Genomic DNA, 17412 nt, shown 5'->3' with positions numbered 1-17412 from the left:
TTGCACACAAACGCCCAAAGGTAAAATAAAATATGGAAAATCTTTAAATTTTTTTCTCAATTCTGTACACATTTCTGTCGCTGGCACTTCGGGACACCAGTTCTGCCAAAAACCCGGCTAGGAAGAGCTGGCTACCTATAATCATGCAAGTCAGTGCGATATAGAAATACGGGTTGTTCGCGACCAGCGGTGCCCGGAGTCCGTTTGAAAGCGCCATGAGTTTTTCGATACCGATCCATCCGGCGGCACAGAAACCGATGATGAACAGCAGTGTGCCCAGCGCCCCGAACAAGTGCATGGGTTTCTTGGCGAAACGCGTGATAAATGTTACCGTGAGCAGGTCTAGGAAACCGTTTATAAAACGGTTTAACCCGAACTTGGTAACGCCGTACTTGCGTGCTTGGTGGTGTACCACTTTTTCCCCGATGCGGGTAAATCCGGCTTGTTTTGCCAGTATGGGAATATAGCGATGCATTTCCCCGTACACTTCAATGTTTTTCACCACGGCACATTTATAGGCTTTCAGCCCGCAATTGAAGTCGTGCAGTTTGATACCCGAGAAGCGTCGGGCAGTGGCGTTGAAAAGTTTCGTGGGGACTGTTTTCGTGATTGGATCGTGTCTTTTCTGTTTCCAGCCGGACACGAGGTCATAATCCTCTTCCGTGATCATCCGGTAGAGTTCCGGTATCTCATCCGGGCTGTCCTGTAAATCCGCGTCCATGGTGATCACTACTTCGCCTTGCGCGTCCTCGAATCCGCAGTGTAAGGCGGCGGATTTCCCGTAATTGCGGCGGAATTTGATTCCCCGTACGCGATTGTCTTTCGCGGATAACTCTTCTATCACTTTCCAAGAAGAGTCATTGCTACCGTCATCAACCAGAATGATTTCGTAAGTAAAATGGTTGGCTTCCATCACCCGTTCGATCCATGCGGCGAGTTCCGGGAGCGATTCTTCTTCATTATATAACGGGACAACAACAGATATATCCATGACTAAAATTGTTGAGGGTTAAACGGGGGCGTCTTTCTTTTCACCAGTCCGGCTATAAAGAGAGTGAATGCAGCCCCTACCAGTATTCTATTGAATAATTCTCCAAAAGCGATCACGACGGGAGAAAAGAACAGGTCGCTCAAACTCGTGTTGAATAATTCCTGTAAATTCATGTTTTTGTACACTTCGTTCATCATCGTGAGCATGACCTTTTTATAGGTAGCCAGCAATTCCGTGTCCGAAGAGTAAAGAATAAACGTGTAAACGGCGTAACAAACTGCCGCGACGGCAAGGATATATATGCCGGTGGAAAGGGCTTTCCCGTAGGATATGATTCCCGCCAAGTGGTCGTCCCTGTATTTTTTTATCCCGATGAAAACCCCGAAAATGGTCAGCATCATGATAATATTATTGAATTGCGGGTTCGCCACGACTCCTTTGCCCGCGTAGGCGAAGAGCAAAGAGGCAATGATGAAACTGCCGCCGATGAGTCCGCCGAATAACGTGTTTGGTTTAAAGAATGATTCGTTTGTATTTTCCATTATTCACGACTCCTTTCAATATAGTTGTGCTGCCCCTCTCAAGGAGATCATTTCTCCGGGTTGCGGCTTGTCCCCGTTCTCCATGTAATTGTATTGTAATAATTTCGCCAGTTTAATACCGTATATTTGTGAAATCATGTACATCGTGTCACCCGGTTTGCACTTGTGGAAGGTGTAACCTTTGGGTGCTTTGTTTTTCTTCTTTTTCAAGAAGATGTGCATACCGTTACGCGTGGAGAGTTCGTTTTTGTCGTTGTAAGCCAGAAGACGTTTCAAGGGAATTCCGAAATACTGGGAGATGCCTTCAAACGTGTCGCCCTCCTGCACCTTGATGCAAGGGATATTGTTGATGTAGACTACCCGGCTTTGGTAGTTCTTCGTGTCCCCGAGTTTATAATTCAGTTCGCCCGGGCTTTGACGATGCCTTTTCCCGGGTTTGTCGAATTGATACAGCTCTTCTTCTTCTATGATCTTGATTAATTTCTGCGCGTAATCGGGAGCCGTGGCGTATCCTGCCTTTTTCAGTCCTTTCGCCCAACCCTTGTAATCCGTCTTGGAAAGTTTGAACAATGGGGCATACCGGGAGCGGGAGGTCAGAAATTCGCTATGGTCTACCCACGATTCCTCGGGATTCCGGTATTTGCGGAAACACTCGTTCCGGCTGTCGTCGTCCATGATAAAACTTGCCCCGTTCCAGTTGTGGCATTTGATACCGAAATGATTGTTCGCGTTTACCGCCAGTTGGGATTTGCCGCAACCGGACTCCAGTATCCCTTGCGCCAGCTTGATACTGGCAGGTATTCCCGTGCGATCCATTTCCTGAATGGCGATGGATTTGTATTTTTTGATGAATGCTTTTCTACTGTCGTTCGTTGCACCACATATGTTGACACATATAAAAGTAAGAAATAAAATAGCGTAAATCTTGCTCATGATTCGTGATAAAGTTTTATATTGGCGGTAAAATTACGAAAAAAATTAGAATGGAGAAAGCGGAATTAAAGATAGATTACATCTTGTGCCGGGAATCTTACCCGGAAGGGTACGAGGAATTGTGTCGTGCCGCCTTGGAAATCACGGAAAATGCTTATTGCGTGTATTCCGGTTTTGCTGTCGGGGCAGCCGTTTTGATGAATAACGGGGAGGTGGTTCGGGGCACGAATCAGGAGAATGCGGCTTACCCCTCGGGGCTCTGCGCGGAGCGCACCGCCTTGTTTTATGCCTGTTCCGCTTACCCGGAAGCTGGGGTGAAAGCCATAGCCGTTGCGGCACGGGACAAGGGTGTCGAGGTCGACGAGTATGTCACGCCTTGCGGGGCTTGCCGGCAGGTGATGTCCGAGATTGTCGGGCGCTATCATGCTGATTTTGATGTAATCCTTATCGGGCGCACGAGTACCTTGCTGGTGAAGGCGAGTCAGCTATTGCCTTTCTCCTTCAAATTAGGGGATACCCGCCCGTGATACTCCCGCATAGGGCTAAGATAGGTTTTCGAGAGCGATATTATTGATTCGGAGGACGTGCCACGCGTGAGTTTTAAATTTCCTTATATTTCGTTAAAACGTGGGCTAAGTGTGGGCGAACATCAGGCGAAGAGTGGGCGATGCCGCCTAATAGTCACTTGAATCCCGCCCGAAACTCGCTCAAAATTTTAGGAAAAGGGTAGGAAAGGGGTAGCTTTATTTCATGATTTTAAACTTCGATTGATTCTACAAATTTTAGTAATGAAGCAACTTCAGTTGTATGGAATGAAAGTTGATTGAATAGTTTGTGTGTTTTTAGCATTTCTATTGCCGCATCAGCTGTAATAACACTTTGTTCGTATAGACGGATGGTCGCGTATAGTTGGTCGTTTGCAACGGGACCCATGGCCAAATCATATTTTTGGGTGTTTTTTCCTCTGCGGTTATTTACAACAAATTTTAGCCATTCTTTTGTGGCTCCCGAGAATCGGAGGACGGAGTAATCACTATCAAGGATATTATCCGGAACTTCGTAAATAGAAACTATTGCTTTATCGCTTTGCTCTCGGTTCTTTTTGAGTAAAGCCCATTTTTTTGCTTGTTCAAAATTGGTTGTCGTATAGAAACCTTTCCCGAAGTCTGTCGCTTTTCGTCCTCTTTGTATATTGGGATGTTTTACGACAACGGTTGAGCCATGATATAATTTCATTTCTTTTTGTGGATATATGTTGTTATAGTATCTAATATGTATTCGTTATCCTGCGTGTGAAGCATTTCAAATGTTTCTTCCAAGAAATCAAACACATGATATTTGGAAAATAATAATAATGTTTCTTCCGGGGATAGTTTTTTTGAATTTTTGTAATTCTCTAAACAGAATACTTTGAAAAGAAGCGTCTTTTCATCATTGTTCCGGTGGCGTTTTTCTTCTGATTTCTCTTTTTCTAATGTTTCATATAGCAATAGTGTGCTTGAATACCATAGTTTTGTATTTTCATCCAATAAAGATTTATATAAATTGCTCGTGTATATATAGTACAATGCATCATCCAAAGGCAATGATTTTTTTTTCATGACCATACCAACCAATTCTCGTATGATAAACGGGAGCATAGATTGGCTTAGGTCTTCATGATGAGTTTTAGATATTTCCATGGTTATTTGTATTATATCATATCACAAATGTAATATAAATGTTTGGATATTGGTTCAATACTTATTACAAGGATTTGTGCGTGCATGCTTAAGTTTTTTCCGAGAAGAGGAGGGGGCAAAGGATATTATCACGGACATGTACGGGTATATCCGGAAAAATTTCATGGACTCGGATACTACTATTGCGTTATTTATTGAAATCAAATAACGATCGTTTAATAATGTACAAATATAAGACTTTTTTCATTATTAGTAAATGATAGCTATTTTATTTTCGAAATTCACAATCAAATAGTTGTGAATTTGTTGATGATCGTCGTGCGTTGCGAGCCGAATTATCAATAAACGATCCTTTTTTGAGCGTGTGTTTTGGGGGTAATCGTTTGATTGTTAGAGTGTAATATTGAGTGATTGAAAAATAAATGAAATTACAAGTTTTAATTTAATCGTAAAATTATGAGAAAAGTTCTAGTTGCAATTTTGTGTTTATTTTTTCTAGGGGCTTGTTCCCGAGAAAATGAAAAAGGGCAACCGGAAGTTACCGGGAGTCGCTTGGAATTGGGAGTGCGATCTGTTGATAGTATGATTATCACAGGAATGCCTGCTTCTGTGTATAAACTTACGGGATTGCCTGCGGGAGTTCATTTTGAAGTGAAGTATTTTGCGGCAGGAGAAAAGATTGTTTATCAAGATTTACAACCGGGCGAACACACGTTTTTCGTGTTAGGAAACGGAAGGGAAGATGATGGAAGTCATTTTTCTATTCGTGATCGTGAACAGAACGTGTTTGAATTTGGATGGTGGAGCGGTCGTAGGCTTCCCGAGCTTTTGGGAGGTGTGATTAAGGCAGACGGTGCAAGTGAGATGATGTTTGTAGAAATGAATCGTTTGGTTGGCGGCTTGAAAGTGAATGTAGTCAATCAGTCGGAGTTTAACAATATACGTGTGAGATTGGATGCTTCTTGCTATGATTCGGAACAAATTTTATTAGGTGACTATACTTTTATACCGTTAATGTCGCATTCATGGGAGGAATTTGAGGTTGGTGAAGATATTTATCTCTTTCCTTCGAAAGGAGCAGTATTCGGAGAAGTCGTTGTTTATGACGAATATTGGAATGAGTATTGTTTCGATTTTGAAGCGAAAAACAGTATACAACGGAATAAGAAGTTGGAATTGAATTTGACCTTGACTAAGGCGGCGCCGCATGGTCGGTCGATAGATGTTGTGAACTCGGTAATTTGCGAGGAAAAGGTTTTGGAGTTGTAATTTAAATGCGGAAGAAATGAAAAAAATATTATATACTCTTGTATTGTTGTCAGCTGTGTTTTTCACGGGATGCCGGGAAGAGCAATTGGAAGGTGAAGTTCCGGTGAAGGATATTGCTTTGACTTTTAGTAGCAGGTCTTCTGAATTGTCTGTAGAGGAGTTAACCAAGGAGGTTGAAAAGTTACATTTGTTAATCTTTGACGAGAGTGGCGTCTTTTATCAACAAAAAGAGTTTGCCGGTTTAGCGGACGTGAAGCCCGTGAAATTGCCGTTGGGGGCTTACACGTTTGCTTATCTTTCTAATATTGACGAGAACCAGATTAGCGGGTTAAAAGAGGGAGCGAGTTTGGATGATGTGGTGGTTGCCTTGGAAACGGATGCAAACGGAGATGTTGTTATGCCCGGTAGTATTTTTTCTGGTACAGATGAAATCACGGTGGGGGAAGATAAGTCTAGCGAAGCCCGATTGAGTCGTATAGTAGGGCGTTTGGATATAAACGTGAGCGGGTTGAAAGGTGGTGTCGAGTTGCGGAGTGTGGCCTTGTTGGGGTCTCCGAAATCCGTGAGTTTTAACGGAACCCCCAAGGATACGAAAGCACGGTTGAATGTGCCGATGAATAAGGAAGGCGAATTAATGAAAGGTCGGGCGATAGTATTTCCGACATGTGTTGATTCTTTAGCTCGTTTGGAGTTTGTGATCGTGGAGAACGGTGTTGATAAAATATATGTGGCAGAGTTGAAGAATAAAGTGGAGGCAAATAAGATTCACTCTATTAACGTGAAAGTGAATGTTATGGGTGATATTTTCGACGTGGAAATCGAGATGAGTGTAGAGGAATGGGGCGAAACGATGAGCGAGGATATTATTGCGAATGAGAAATTGTATGCCAATGGATGGGTGGTGAGATTAGCCACGGGAAACGTACTGGAGAATTTGGAGCAAATACAAGAGGTTACTGTCAGTTTTATTGATGGAAAAAATAAAATATTTGGAATCAATGGAAGAAAAGATGATGAAATGCAAAAACTTGAGGTGTTTGGTGATACTCTTGTCATATCTTCTTTTGGGCGGCAAGAGTGTGGAAATTTCACGATTCGGAATATTGAGATATTGGATTCGGAGATGAATCGGTTGTATGCTTTACCTGCTCCGGTGAAAAATGTGGTGCTCGATACGATGGGACTCGTGCATGTCGCTTTGCCCGCGATGCTTGAGGTGGCAGAGAATGACAAAACGGCTTTGCTGGAGTTGCGGGATGCGATGAGAGAGGCTGGTGTCGATTTACCCTCGAGTTGGGTCGGGAATAATATTAATCTGTGGTATGAAGTCGAGTTGAACACCGAGGGACGTGTTGTCGGGATCGGTTATTCCAATTTGGATGATTACGATTATGATTATGACCGGAGCCGTTTTGCTAAAACTGCGTCCACAACAATGTCGAGGGCAGTATCAAGAACGGCGGACATGCAGTCTGTTTGGGTAATGCCAGCGTCGTTTAAGAATTTGACTGCGTTAAGATATTGCAATATCTCGGATGAGGAATCTGATTATGGCGTTTTGTCGGAAATTCCCGCTTTTATAAAAGAAATTCCTAATTTGGAAGAATTGGCGGTTACTGTAAATAGTACCACGCTTCCAGAATTGCCTGCCGGGTTGAAATATTTGGAAGTTAGGAGTAAGACGCTGACACGGATTCCGGCTCATATCGGGGATTTGACGCGATTGCAAGTGTTGATTGTTACGGTTCCCGATTACGAGGAGAATGAAGAGTATGATTATGATTATTTGCCGGCATTGTCGCAGGCGAGTGTTTCATCGGTAGAGATGAGTTTTGATAAATTGACGGAGTTGAAGGCGTTGTGCCTTGTAGGGGCAACGAATTGTGAGCTTCCGAATGGGATATGGGATTTGCCGGGCGGTGACCTGCACGAATTAGGGCTTTATGGTTTTAGCCGTATTCAAGTACCGGCTTCGGTAAGTAAATGGAATGTGTTGGAGGATTTGACATTTGGGAATGCCAAGATGACACCCGTGGATATAGAGGCTATAAAGGAGTTGAAATTGAACGATTTGATGATTTATTCACCTGTTTTCGGACAAGGTGGACTTCCGGCTTGGTTGGGTGGAATGAGTTGGTTGGAATATTTGACGTTGTATGATTGCGGTATCACGTCTATTCCGGACTCTTTTGACGGTTTAGTGAATTTGCATGATCTTGATATGCCGCGTAACCCTAATTTGACAGGGAAGTTGCCTTCTGTATTGTTGAGGCGGTATAATGATGGTATGCTGTCTGTTTACGCTCCGGAATCAAAAGAATTTACTCCTGATGGACTTTGGTTGGAAGTAACACCGGAACGGATTTACGCTCCGGTCGAGGGAGGAGTGTACACGGTTGATATTAAGACTAATTCAGAGTGGAGTTGTCAGTTGAATGCTAGTATGAATGATTTTGTAACAGTGATACCGGAGCAGGGAGAATTTTTCCAAAATGATAGTATTGTCGGAACAGGGGTATTGTCGGGGAGTGGAAATGCGACATTGAAAGTAATAGTGAAGGAAGCTATGTTTTCGGGGTGGTCATATAGCGGGCATCTTCAAGTGCGTGTTGGGACTCAGCATTCTGCTTATATCTCTATTGAACAGGAAATGGCGCAAGAAGAAAGACTCGAAACGAGTGTTAAAGATTCGTGTTCTTTGATGGCGGGAGATATGTTTGTGCTGGATGTGTCTTCTAACACGGAATGGGAGGTTCGTTCAGAACTTATTGACGGAGAGGGATGGTTGAACATGGAACCGAGTTATGGAACTGGAAATGGAACTTTAACGGGCGTGCTTGAGATGCCGGACGGTGTTGCGTCATGCACGATACTGGTGATTTTGAGGTCATGGGGAAGTGGAGAGGAGAGAGTGATTACTGTAATAGGACGTTCTCATTCCGGGGAGATTCCGAGGGATTCCACGAATATGAAGTGATGAAGCGTGCGAGTAGTAACCGTTAAAATGTATAGTATGAAAAAATTGATTTATATATTCATGGTGTTGTCGCTGTCGCTGGGATTCTGTGGTTGTGGCGGTAGCGGAGGGGATAGTCCAGAACCGGAGCCAGAACCGGAGCCAACGCCGGGAACGGGAAACGTGAAGGTTGAATTTGTCTTGAAGAGCGGTATCGGCAGTCTGGATGATGCCGGGTTGAAAGGGATTATCTCGCACGTGCGTTTGTACGTGTTTGATCAGGCGGGAAAGTTGTTGAAGAATTATAAATATAATTCCGTGGCGGACATCAAGAGCGTTGAATTGGAGAAGGGAAGCTACACGGTGGCATTTGTGGGGAATGTGCCGGAGGATGGGAATATTTCCGGGGAAACGGTGGGTACGGCTCTTGCCGATATGAAGATTCAATTGACGAGGAAGGAGAACGCCGCTAATTTCACCCCGCTTGGAGATGTGCTTTTCGCGAAAAATACGTTGATGGTAGGCGAGGAGGAGGTCAAAGCGGAGCTTACCGTGAAACGAACGCTCTCGACCACTAAAGTACAGATGACGGATAATTCCGGGAAAATTGCGGAGGCGGGAGTGCTTATCCCTAATGTGGGAACAACGCTGGCTTTCGGGGACACGGAGTGGAAGAATCCCGGAACGGTGTTCGTGACCATGACGAAAGGCGGAGCGGCAAGAAGTTTCTCGCGGGCGGATGACGAGAATAAGAACTACTCGGCGACGATGAATATCGCAGTGGTGAGCGAGAGTGGTAGTGGCAGTACCGGGGAGAATAATAATATCCAGTGTAATATCATCGCAAAGGATGCTTCACAAGAGGTGGTGTTGGCTCAAGTGATAAATGTTGTCGCGGAAACCAAACCGGACACGGAAGTTTCCATGAACGTGGAGGTGAACGAGAGTGATTCCGGTGACGGGCAACTCGAATCGACCGTGAACAAGGTGGAAACGAAAGATGAAACTGGGAAGACGGAGGAATTGCCGGACGAAAAGATTAAAGTCAAGGAAACCGACGTGACGCTCGAGGTGTTCCCCGGTGATTGGGAAACGGGAAATTCGGAGGACGTGGAAATTGGTGAGCGGGAAGATTTTATTCGACCGGGAGGCTCGGAAGTGGATTGGGAGCAAGGAGAGGAAGAAGATGTCGTTGTGACCGATTAGTTTTATAGATAAATTTTGAAGGCCAACTGGTTTATTGCAAATTAGTTGGCCTTTTTTTTATTGTGATATTTATAATTATCTATAAAAGTTTATATGATAATTTGTTGAGAATCAAATAACCTTCGTTTAATGATTCACAAATATAAGACATTTTTTATTATTTGTGATTATCCATCTATTTATTTTTAAAATTCATACACAGGGAGTTGTATTTCTATTAGGCGTGCTGTCTTCGGATATTATTAAGTTATCATTAATTGAACATTTTTTGATATGTTTTAAGACTGTAATCATCTGATATTTAATATATGAAACATTGTTTTGTCATTATTAAACAAAATGAATTAGTTTATTGGTTGATTGCTAAATAATTGAGAGACAGATAGAATTACAAGTGTAAATTTTAATTGCGAAATTATGAGAAAAGTTCTAGTTGCAGTTTTTTGTTTATTTCTTTTCGGGGCTTGTTCCCAGAAGAGTGAAATGGAGCAAACGGAAATTCCGGAAAGTGGTTTGGAGTTGGCTGTGCGTTCCGGTGAAGGTGTGGTTCCGGAGGAAGGGATGTCTGCTTCGGTGTATGACCTTACTTATTTGAAGTCCGATGAAGTATGTGAGCCGGTTTATTTTGCCGCGGGAGAACCAATAGCGTTCAAGGATTTGGATGCCGGCGAACATACGTTTTTCGTGTTGGGTAATGATAGAGAGGAACAATCGAACTATGTTGTTTTGAGAGATAAGGACAAGAATGTGTTGTTTTTGCAATCTGATTATTATACTCTTCCCGAATTGTTTGGAGGTGTGGTTCGAATGGACGGTACAAATGTTTCCGAAACGGTGGTGATGAACCGTCTGGTTGGGGGACTTGTCGTGAACGTGGTGAATGAGGATGAATTTTACGCGATGCATATTTTTTTCGATCGTCCGGAATTGGACGAGATTCAGGTGAATGATTATACTATTATTCCCCAATGGGATTCTTATAACCTTGAGCGAGGCTACGAATGTTATTGTTTCCCGACAAAAAATGTGGTGAGCGGGACGATTGTTGTTTATGATGAGTACAAGAACGAGTCTTATTTTGATTTCAAGTCCGAGAAATGCATCGAACGCAACAAGAAGCTGGAGTTGAATATCACGTTGGTGCCCGGTTCCTCGATAGCTCGTTCCGGGGATGCTGGAAATAAGGCGGTTTGTGAGGAAAAAGTATCTGATTTATAATCTAAAATGATAGCGAAATGAAAAGAATATTATATACTCTCATTGTATTGTCGACCGTGTTGTTCACGGGATGCCGGGAAGATCAGCTCGAAGGTGAAGGTCCGGGTAAAGAGGTTGCCTTGACGTTCAGCAGCAGGTCTTCTGATTTGTCGGCGGACGCGTTAAGCAAGGAAATTACTGGTTTGCATTTATTGATTTTTAACGAGGACGGTACTTTCTCGCAACAAAAGGAATATGACGGGTTGGCTAACGTGACTCCCGTGAAATTGCCTTTGGGTACTTATACTTTTGCTTATCTTTCCAATATTGACAAACAACAGATTAGCGGGTTGGCAGAGGGTGCTAAACTGGATGATATTGTTGTCACGTTGCAAGCGGATGCTAACGGTGATATTATTTTGCCCGGTAGTATTTTCTCCGGTACGGATAAGATCACGGTGGGTGAGGATAAGACGAGCGATGTCGCTTTAAGCCGTATGGTGGGACGTCTGGATATCAACGTGAGCGGGTTGAAAGGAGGCGTGGAATTGCAAAGCGTGACTTTGTTGGGTTCCCCAAAATCCGTGAGTTTTAACGGGACTCCCAAAGACACGAAAGCACAATTGAAAGTGCCGATGAGCAAGGATGGGGAATTGATGAAAGGTCAGGCGATAGCTTTCCCGACTTGTGTTGATTCTCTGGCTCGCTTGAAATTCGTGATCGTGGAGGATGGCGAAATAAAGACTTACGTGTCTGCATTGAAAAATAAGGTGGAGGCAAACAAGATTCACACGATCAATGCGAAGGTGAATGTCGTGGGAGGTGTTTTCGACGTGGCGATTGAAATGAGCTTGGAAGAGTGGGGAGCTTCGGAGAGTGAGGATATTACGGCAATTCAGAAAATATATCTTGATAGTTTGACTGTGAAATTCTTGGTGGAGAACGGTTCAACGGTGAATTTTAACCGGGTTCATCATCTGATGGCTGATATCGTGGATGGTAAAGGAGAGCACGTGTATTCTTTGCATGCCAATAAATATGACTCGTACAATTCCCTTTACGTTAGCAAGGATACGCTTATCGTGAAGTGTCGTGACCGGGTGCTTGCCGGGAATTATACCTTGCAAAATATTTCATTGCGGGATTCAGTGGATAATAATCTTTATGCACTGCCTGCCCCGGTGAAGAACGTGGTACTCGATACGACGGGCAACGTGGTGGTCGTGTTGCCGAAGATGCCGGATGTGGCAGATACCGATATAGCTGCCATGTTGGAATTACGGGATGCGATGAGAGCGGCAGGATTAAGTGTTTCGAATTGGAACGGGGATAATATTAATTTGTGGTATGACGTGGAAACGGATGCAGCCGGACGTGTCGTGAGAATAGGTTATTCTCAACTGGAAGATTATGGTAATGATGACGATTACGACCACGGGGGTGTTGCAAAGTCGGCAAAAATTGCGAAAACAAGTAACGGAATTTCAAGAAATGGAACTTTGGCGGTTTGGAATTTACCGGAGTCTTTAAAGAACTTGACCGAATTGAATTGTTTTACTATTGGCGAAAGTTCTTATGGCTGTCTGGCTGAAATTCCGGCATTTATCAAAGATATGGGGAAGTTGGAAGAGTTTTCGGTTTACACGAATGCCACGACTTTGCCCGAATTGCCTGTTAGTTTGAAATTGTTAGAGGTGTGCAGCGAGAGTTTAACCACCATTCCATCTCATATTGCTAATCTAGTAAACCTACAAGTGCTTATTTTTGAAGTACCTTATGAAGATGATGGCAAGGATGAGGATATCGATCTTTCTAAATCAGCTATTTCTTCGGTTGATGTTGAATTTAGTAAATTGACAAATTTGAAATACTTGTTCATTCAGGCGGGAACCAATTGTACTTTCCCGAATGCTTTATGGAATATGACGGGAGAATCGCTTACCGGTTTAGGACTTGCCGGGTTCAGTGGTATAGAGATTCCTTCTACCGTGACACGGTGGACTTCTTTGCGGGAATTGGCCTTGGCGAATGATAATCTTATTCCTACCAATATTCAAGCGATAAAGGATTTGAGATTGGAAGATTTGACTATATATTCTCCTGTTTTTGCACAGAACGGTTTGCCGGATTGGTTGGGACAAATGAGTACGTTGGAGTACTTGACATTGACGAATTGTGGGCTTACGACAATTCCGGACTCGTTTAACGGTCTGACGAATTTGGAGGATCTTGACTTGTCGAAGAATCCGAATCTGACAGGGAAGTTGCCTTCCGTGTTGTTGGAAAGATATATTAATAGAACATTGTATGTTTACGCGGAGGCTTCCCCGAATTTTAGCCCGGACGGGATCATTCTTGTTGTAACACCTCGAGATATTTATGCTTCAGGTGAAGGTCAGATGTTTGATCTTGAGATTAAAGCTGACGGAGCGTGGAGTTGTCAATTGGATATTTATCACGATAATTTCGTGACTTTGGCACATGGTGCCGATAGTGTCAAGTATAATGCTGGGGTTTTAAAAGGGGAAGGTGATGCTTCTTTGACCGTGAGGGTAAAACCGGGATTATTCGGGGAGCATAATTCCAGACACGGGAATATTATCGTTCAGTCCGGGACTCGTAGTGTTTATGTACCGATTTATCAAGAATCTGCAACGGTAGAGAAACTTGAAGTAGAGAGTGGGTACTCGTATAAAGTGGCGGCAGGCGATTCATTCACGTTTGAAATACTTTCAAATACGGACTGGTATATTGAAACGGAATGTATTGGAGGTGACGGTATCTTGGATATGGGACCGGCAGATGGGACTGGAGGTGCGTGGACGAAAGGGGAACTGGTGATGCCGGAAGGTGTGTCCTCGTGTGAGATTCTCGTGCGTTTGCGTTCACGTAATTCCGATTTGGAGAGAACGATAACGGTGAACGGGTATCGGAATTGATGATAAAGCGTTCTAGTAATAACCATTAAAATGTATTGAATGAAAAAGTTTATTTATATATTCATGGTATTGTCGTTGGCGCTTAATTTTTGCAGTTGCGGCGGCGGAAGTGGAGAGCCAGAACCGGATCCAGAGCCGAATCCGGACCCAACCCCGGGAACGGAAACCGTGAAGGTCGGATTTACCTTGAAAAGCGGTGTCGGCAATTTGGATGATGCCGGTCTGAAAGGGATTATCTCGCACGTGCGTTTGTACGTGTTTGACCAAGCGGGAAAATTGCAGAAAAGCTACAAGTATAATTCCGTGGCGGATATTAAAGACGTGGAATTGGATAAGGGAAGCTATACGCTCGCATTCGTGGGTAATGTACCGGAGGATGCCAATATAGCGGGTGATGCCGTGGGTACGGCTCTTGCCGATATGAAGATTCAGTTGACGAGGAAGAATAATGCAGCCAATTTCACCCCGCTGGGCGACGTGCTTTTTGCCAAGAATACGTTAACCGTGGGTGACGAGGACACGAAAGCGGAGCTTACCGTGAAACGGACGCTCGTGGCAACGAAAGTCCAGATGACGGATAATTCCGGGAGAATTGCCGAAGCGGGAGTGCTTGTCCCTAACGTGGGGACAACGCTTGGTTTCGGGGATACGGAATGGAAGAATCCGGGAACGGTATTCGTGCCGATGGCGAAAAGCGGTTTGGCGAGAGGGCTGGGTCGTGCCGAGGGAGATAATAATTACTCGGCAACGATGAATATCGCTGTGATAAATGAAGGCGGTAGCGCGGGAGATAATAATATCGAGTGTAATATTATCGCGAAAGATGATTCAGAGGAGATAATTTTATCCCATCTTTTCAGTCTTGCCGTGGAAACGAACCCGGATATGCAAGTTGTGATGGATATGGAAGTCAACGAGAGTACTTCCGGTGACGGGCAACTGGAGTCTACTTTGAATAAAGTGGAAACGACGGATGAAACCGGAAAGACCGAAATTTTGCCGGACGACAAGATCGAAGAGAAAAAGAATGATGTCGAACTGGAAATCTTCCCCGGTGACTGGGAAACGGGAAACTCGGAAGATATCGAGATTGGTGAGCCGGGAGAAACTGTCCGACCGGGAGGCACGGAAGAGGATTGGGAGAAGGGAGAGAATGAAGATGTAGTGGTAGGCGATTAAATAAATGGAGAGGCAGGAGAAAATTTCTGCCTCTCTTGTTTTTCTCGTGGAGGAGGATAGAAGGAGAGTATAGATGAGATTATATTTACCCGTTCAGCTCAAATCTTACCCGGTTCACGATGGAACGCCCCAAGGTGAGTTCGTCGGTGTATTCGAGGTCATTGCCAACGGCGATGCCTTTGGCGAGAGTGCTGACGAGTAATTCGTCTTTACGGGGTAGTTTCTTGAAGATGTAGTAACCCGTGGTGTCGCCTTCGATGGTGGCACGGAGGGCAAAGATAATTTCTTTCACGGGGGTGTTGGCTACCCGTTCCAGCAGGCTCGTGATGTTGAGGTCGGAGGGACCGATACCGTCCATGGGCGAGATGATGCCGCCGAGGACGTGGTAGAGTCCGCGATATTGTCCAGTGGCTTCGAGGGACATGATGTCCTTGATGTTTTCCACGACACAGATGGTCTGTGCATCCCGTTTGGGATCGGAGCAGATTTCGCAAATGTCTTCGTCGGAGATATTGTGGCATTGACGACATTCCCGGATGGATTCTTTCAAGGCTGTGATGCTATCCGTGAATTGCTTCACTTCCTCGGGACTTTGCCGGAGCATGTGCAGCACGTAACGTAAGGCGGTTTTGCGTCCTATTCCCGGGAGGGAAGCAAATTGTTCTACCGCTTTTTCCAGTAATTTGGACGATAAAGATTGCATGTTTACTCCTCTTCTTTGAATTTTATATCACGGATCATCATTTGTATGTCACTCCTGCCCATGAATTCATTTTCCTGCAGGGTATAGCATATATCGAAGTATTCACCTTTGCTGATGCGGGAGAAATCTTCCCCCATGCCGAAGGCGATACCGCTCCGGTCGTTGCATAAGCGGGTGTCGTCAACAACCACTAACTTGAGGTGTTCATTGTTTCTGCCCACTTGTTTCGAGCCGATAAAGTTTGTCACATTGTCGGTCATGAATACCGGAATCGTGTTGTTGGGACCGAACGGGGCGAATTTTTGAATCATCGTGTAGAGTTCCGCCGTGATATCGTTCAGTTTGATTTGCACGTCGATATTGATTTGAGGCGTCAACATCTCTTCGGTGATGGTTTCGCTCACGATTTTTTGGAATTTGGTTTTGAAAGGCTCTATGTTTTCCAGTTTCAACGTCAAACCTGCTGCGTATTTGTGTCCGCCGTAATTTTCCAGATACTCGCTACATTGCGAGATGGCGTAGTACAAGTCAAATCCTTCCACGGAACGGGCGGAGCCTGTTGCCAGACCGTTTGATTCGGTGAGGATGACTGTCGGGCGATAGTAGTATTCCGTCAACCGGGAAGCCACGATACCGATGACACCTTTGTGCCAGTTTGGGTTGTAAAGTACGGTAGCTTTTTGGGTTTGATCGTAGTGGGATTGGTTGATGTATTCGAGGGCTTCTTCGGTGATGTCGTGGTCGAGTTTTTTGCGTTGGTCGTTGAAGTTATTGATGCTTCCTGCAACTTCCGCCGCTTTTTTCTCGTCATCGGCAATCAGCAGTTCCACGGATTTGTTCCCCGATTCTACCCGACCTGCCGCGTTGATTTTCGGTCCTATGCGGAATACGATGTCGTTCACGGTTAGGTCTTTGTCAATACCGGAGAATTTCAATATGGTTTTCAGCCCAAGACTGGGATTCTGGTTCAATTGCAACAGTCCGAAATAAGCAAGAATACGATTCTCTCCCGTGATCGGCACGATATCGCTAGCTATGCTGACACAAACCAGATCGAGCAACTTGTACAAGTCGGACATGGAGAGGTTGTGTCTGAGGCTGTATGCCTGTGCTAGTTTGAAACTGACACCGCAACCGCTTAGCCAGCGGTAGGGGTAATTACAGTCTTTTCGTTGCGGATCGAGGACTGCCACGGCATCGGGAAGTTCATCTCCCGGCGTGTGGTGGTCGCAGATGATAACATCCACGCCTTTTGATTTGGCATAACGTACCTTTTCAACAGCCTTAACCCCGCAGTCGGTGACGATCATCAGTGATATGCCGTTCTCTGCCGCGTAATCAATGGCACGAATGGAAACCCCGTATCCTTCCGTGTAACGGTCCGGGATGTAATATTCCGGATTCTCGCATTTGTTCTTGAGATACTTGTAAAGTAAGGCTACAGCTGTTGTCCCGTCCACGTCGTAATCGCCATAGATCATGATCTTTTCTTCGTTGCCAATGGCTCTCTCCAATCGGGTGACCGCTTTATCCATATCCTTCATCAGGAATGGATCGTGCAGCATGTTAAGGGTTGGGTTGAAGAAAGCATGAGCCTCTTCTGCAGTATTCACACCCCGTTGAAGTAACAGGTTTGCAATGACGTAACTGCAGTCAAGATCTTTGGATAATGCGTCTATTTTTGCCCACTCGGGTGGGGTATTGATAACCCATCTTTTCTTCATTATTTACTTTCTCCTATTCAACTTACAAAGAAGCGGAATTTCCTCGGGATTTCAAAAGAATAGCGATTATATTTTTTAACAGGTTGTGGCG

General features: G+C 44.5%; 14 protein-coding genes. 7 read left to right on the top strand and 7 right to left on the bottom strand.

Annotation, left to right across the window (positions count from 1 at the left end):
- Positions 1 to 43: 43 nt before the first annotated feature.
- Genes CS948_RS20285 through CS948_RS20275 form a run of 3 tightly spaced genes read right to left on the bottom strand, consistent with a single transcriptional unit; the run spans position 44 to position 2466 of the window.
- Entirely contained in the window at positions 44 to 991 is a 948-nt protein-coding gene (locus CS948_RS20285; protein ID WP_099294064.1) for a glycosyltransferase family 2 protein, read from the bottom strand.
- Positions 992 to 993: 2 nt separating this feature from the next.
- A complete protein-coding gene (locus CS948_RS20280; RefSeq protein WP_099294062.1) occupies positions 994 to 1533 on the bottom strand; it encodes a DUF4199 domain-containing protein in 540 nt (179 codons plus the stop codon).
- 15 nt (positions 1534 to 1548) lie between these two features.
- Positions 1549 to 2466, bottom strand: coding sequence for a glucosaminidase domain-containing protein (locus CS948_RS20275; RefSeq protein WP_099294060.1), 918 nt, complete (start codon positions 2464 to 2466; stop codon positions 1549 to 1551).
- 50 nt (positions 2467 to 2516) lie between these two features.
- Here CS948_RS20275 and cdd point away from each other — a divergent pair, with 50 nt between their 5' ends.
- Complete coding sequence (cdd, locus tag CS948_RS20270; RefSeq protein WP_099294745.1) at positions 2517 to 2993, top strand: cytidine deaminase; 477 nt, start codon at positions 2517 to 2519, stop codon at positions 2991 to 2993.
- A 229-nt stretch (positions 2994 to 3222) separates the two neighbouring features.
- On the opposite strand, the gene CS948_RS20265 is transcribed toward cdd, so the two are convergent.
- Positions 3223 to 3702, bottom strand: a complete 480-nt coding sequence (locus tag CS948_RS20265; protein ID WP_099294058.1) for a DUF3990 domain-containing protein — start codon at positions 3700 to 3702, stop codon at positions 3223 to 3225.
- Positions 3699 to 4148: a DUF3791 domain-containing protein gene (locus tag CS948_RS20260; protein WP_099294056.1), complete on the bottom strand. Its 450-nt coding sequence runs from the start codon at positions 4146 to 4148 to the stop codon at positions 3699 to 3701. Before CS948_RS20260 ends, CS948_RS20265 begins: the two co-directional genes overlap by 4 nt.
- Before the next feature lie 456 nt (positions 4149 to 4604).
- Between CS948_RS20260 and CS948_RS20255 the strand changes: the two genes are divergently transcribed.
- From CS948_RS20255 to CS948_RS20230, 6 genes are all read left to right on the top strand, one after another.
- On the top strand, positions 4605 to 5417 hold the full coding sequence (locus tag CS948_RS20255) for a hypothetical protein (RefSeq protein ID WP_099294054.1): 813 nt from the start codon (positions 4605 to 4607) through the stop codon (positions 5415 to 5417).
- 16 nt (positions 5418 to 5433) lie between these two features.
- Complete coding sequence (locus CS948_RS20250) at positions 5434 to 8394, top strand: FimB/Mfa2 family fimbrial subunit (protein ID WP_099294052.1); 2961 nt, start codon at positions 5434 to 5436, stop codon at positions 8392 to 8394.
- A gap of 36 nt (positions 8395 to 8430) precedes the next feature.
- Positions 8431 to 9579 carry a FimB/Mfa2 family fimbrial subunit gene (locus CS948_RS20245; protein WP_099294050.1) on the top strand — a complete coding sequence of 383 codons (1149 nt, stop codon included), beginning with the start codon at positions 8431 to 8433 and terminating at the stop codon, positions 9577 to 9579.
- Between the two features lie 417 nt (positions 9580 to 9996).
- The gene (locus tag CS948_RS20240; RefSeq protein ID WP_099294048.1) at positions 9997 to 10797 is read left to right on the top strand and encodes a hypothetical protein; all 801 of its coding nucleotides are present in this window, start codon (positions 9997 to 9999) and stop codon (positions 10795 to 10797) included.
- A 17-nt stretch (positions 10798 to 10814) separates the two neighbouring features.
- Entirely contained in the window at positions 10815 to 13715 is a 2901-nt protein-coding gene (locus tag CS948_RS20235) for a FimB/Mfa2 family fimbrial subunit (RefSeq protein ID WP_099294047.1), read from the top strand.
- A 39-nt stretch (positions 13716 to 13754) separates the two neighbouring features.
- The gene (locus CS948_RS20230) at positions 13755 to 14894 is read left to right on the top strand and encodes a FimB/Mfa2 family fimbrial subunit (RefSeq protein ID WP_099294045.1); all 1140 of its coding nucleotides are present in this window, start codon (positions 13755 to 13757) and stop codon (positions 14892 to 14894) included.
- An 85-nt stretch (positions 14895 to 14979) separates the two neighbouring features.
- Here CS948_RS20230 and recR read toward each other — a convergent pair whose 3' ends face one another.
- On the bottom strand, positions 14980 to 15597 hold the full coding sequence (recR, locus tag CS948_RS20225) for a recombination mediator RecR (protein WP_099294043.1): 618 nt from the start codon (positions 15595 to 15597) through the stop codon (positions 14980 to 14982).
- Between the two features lie 2 nt (positions 15598 to 15599).
- A complete protein-coding gene (gene recJ, locus CS948_RS20220) occupies positions 15600 to 17321 on the bottom strand; it encodes a single-stranded-DNA-specific exonuclease RecJ (RefSeq protein ID WP_099294041.1) in 1722 nt (573 codons plus the stop codon).
- Positions 17322 to 17412 lie beyond the last annotated feature (91 nt).

Origin of the sequence: Butyricimonas sp. Marseille-P3923, from assembly GCF_900184685.1 — a bacterium.
Classification (GTDB): Bacteria; Bacteroidota; Bacteroidia; order Bacteroidales; family Marinifilaceae; genus Butyricimonas; species Butyricimonas muris.
The sequence above is the reverse complement of the archived record's forward strand: the minus strand, read 5'-3'. Positions and strand labels throughout refer to the sequence as shown.

What these genes read in the sequence shown, in the direction of transcription:
- CS948_RS20280 (WP_099294062.1), bottom strand. Translation starts at nt 1,533, where the DNA reads ATGGAAAATACAAACGAATCATTCTTTAAACCAAACACGTTATTCGGC.
- CS948_RS20230 (WP_099294045.1), top strand. Translation starts at nt 13,755, where the DNA reads ATGAAAAAGTTTATTTATATATTCATGGTATTGTCGTTGGCGCTTAAT.
- CS948_RS20250 (WP_099294052.1), top strand. Translation starts at nt 5,434, where the DNA reads ATGAAAAAAATATTATATACTCTTGTATTGTTGTCAGCTGTGTTTTTC.
- CS948_RS20275 (WP_099294060.1), bottom strand. Translation starts at nt 2,466, where the DNA reads ATGAGCAAGATTTACGCTATTTTATTTCTTACTTTTATATGTGTCAAC.
- CS948_RS20260 (WP_099294056.1), bottom strand. Translation starts at nt 4,148, where the DNA reads ATGGAAATATCTAAAACTCATCATGAAGACCTAAGCCAATCTATGCTC.
- CS948_RS20265 (WP_099294058.1), bottom strand. Translation starts at nt 3,702, where the DNA reads ATGAAATTATATCATGGCTCAACCGTTGTCGTAAAACATCCCAATATA.
- CS948_RS20285 (WP_099294064.1), bottom strand. Translation starts at nt 991, where the DNA reads ATGGATATATCTGTTGTTGTCCCGTTATATAATGAAGAAGAATCGCTC.
- CS948_RS20255 (WP_099294054.1), top strand. Translation starts at nt 4,605, where the DNA reads ATGAGAAAAGTTCTAGTTGCAATTTTGTGTTTATTTTTTCTAGGGGCT.
- CS948_RS20240 (WP_099294048.1), top strand. Translation starts at nt 9,997, where the DNA reads ATGAGAAAAGTTCTAGTTGCAGTTTTTTGTTTATTTCTTTTCGGGGCT.
- CS948_RS20245 (WP_099294050.1), top strand. Translation starts at nt 8,431, where the DNA reads ATGAAAAAATTGATTTATATATTCATGGTGTTGTCGCTGTCGCTGGGA.
- recJ (WP_099294041.1), bottom strand. Translation starts at nt 17,321, where the DNA reads ATGAAGAAAAGATGGGTTATCAATACCCCACCCGAGTGGGCAAAAATA.
- cdd (WP_099294745.1), top strand. Translation starts at nt 2,517, where the DNA reads ATGGAGAAAGCGGAATTAAAGATAGATTACATCTTGTGCCGGGAATCT.
- recR (WP_099294043.1), bottom strand. Translation starts at nt 15,597, where the DNA reads ATGCAATCTTTATCGTCCAAATTACTGGAAAAAGCGGTAGAACAATTT.
- CS948_RS20235 (WP_099294047.1), top strand. Translation starts at nt 10,815, where the DNA reads ATGAAAAGAATATTATATACTCTCATTGTATTGTCGACCGTGTTGTTC.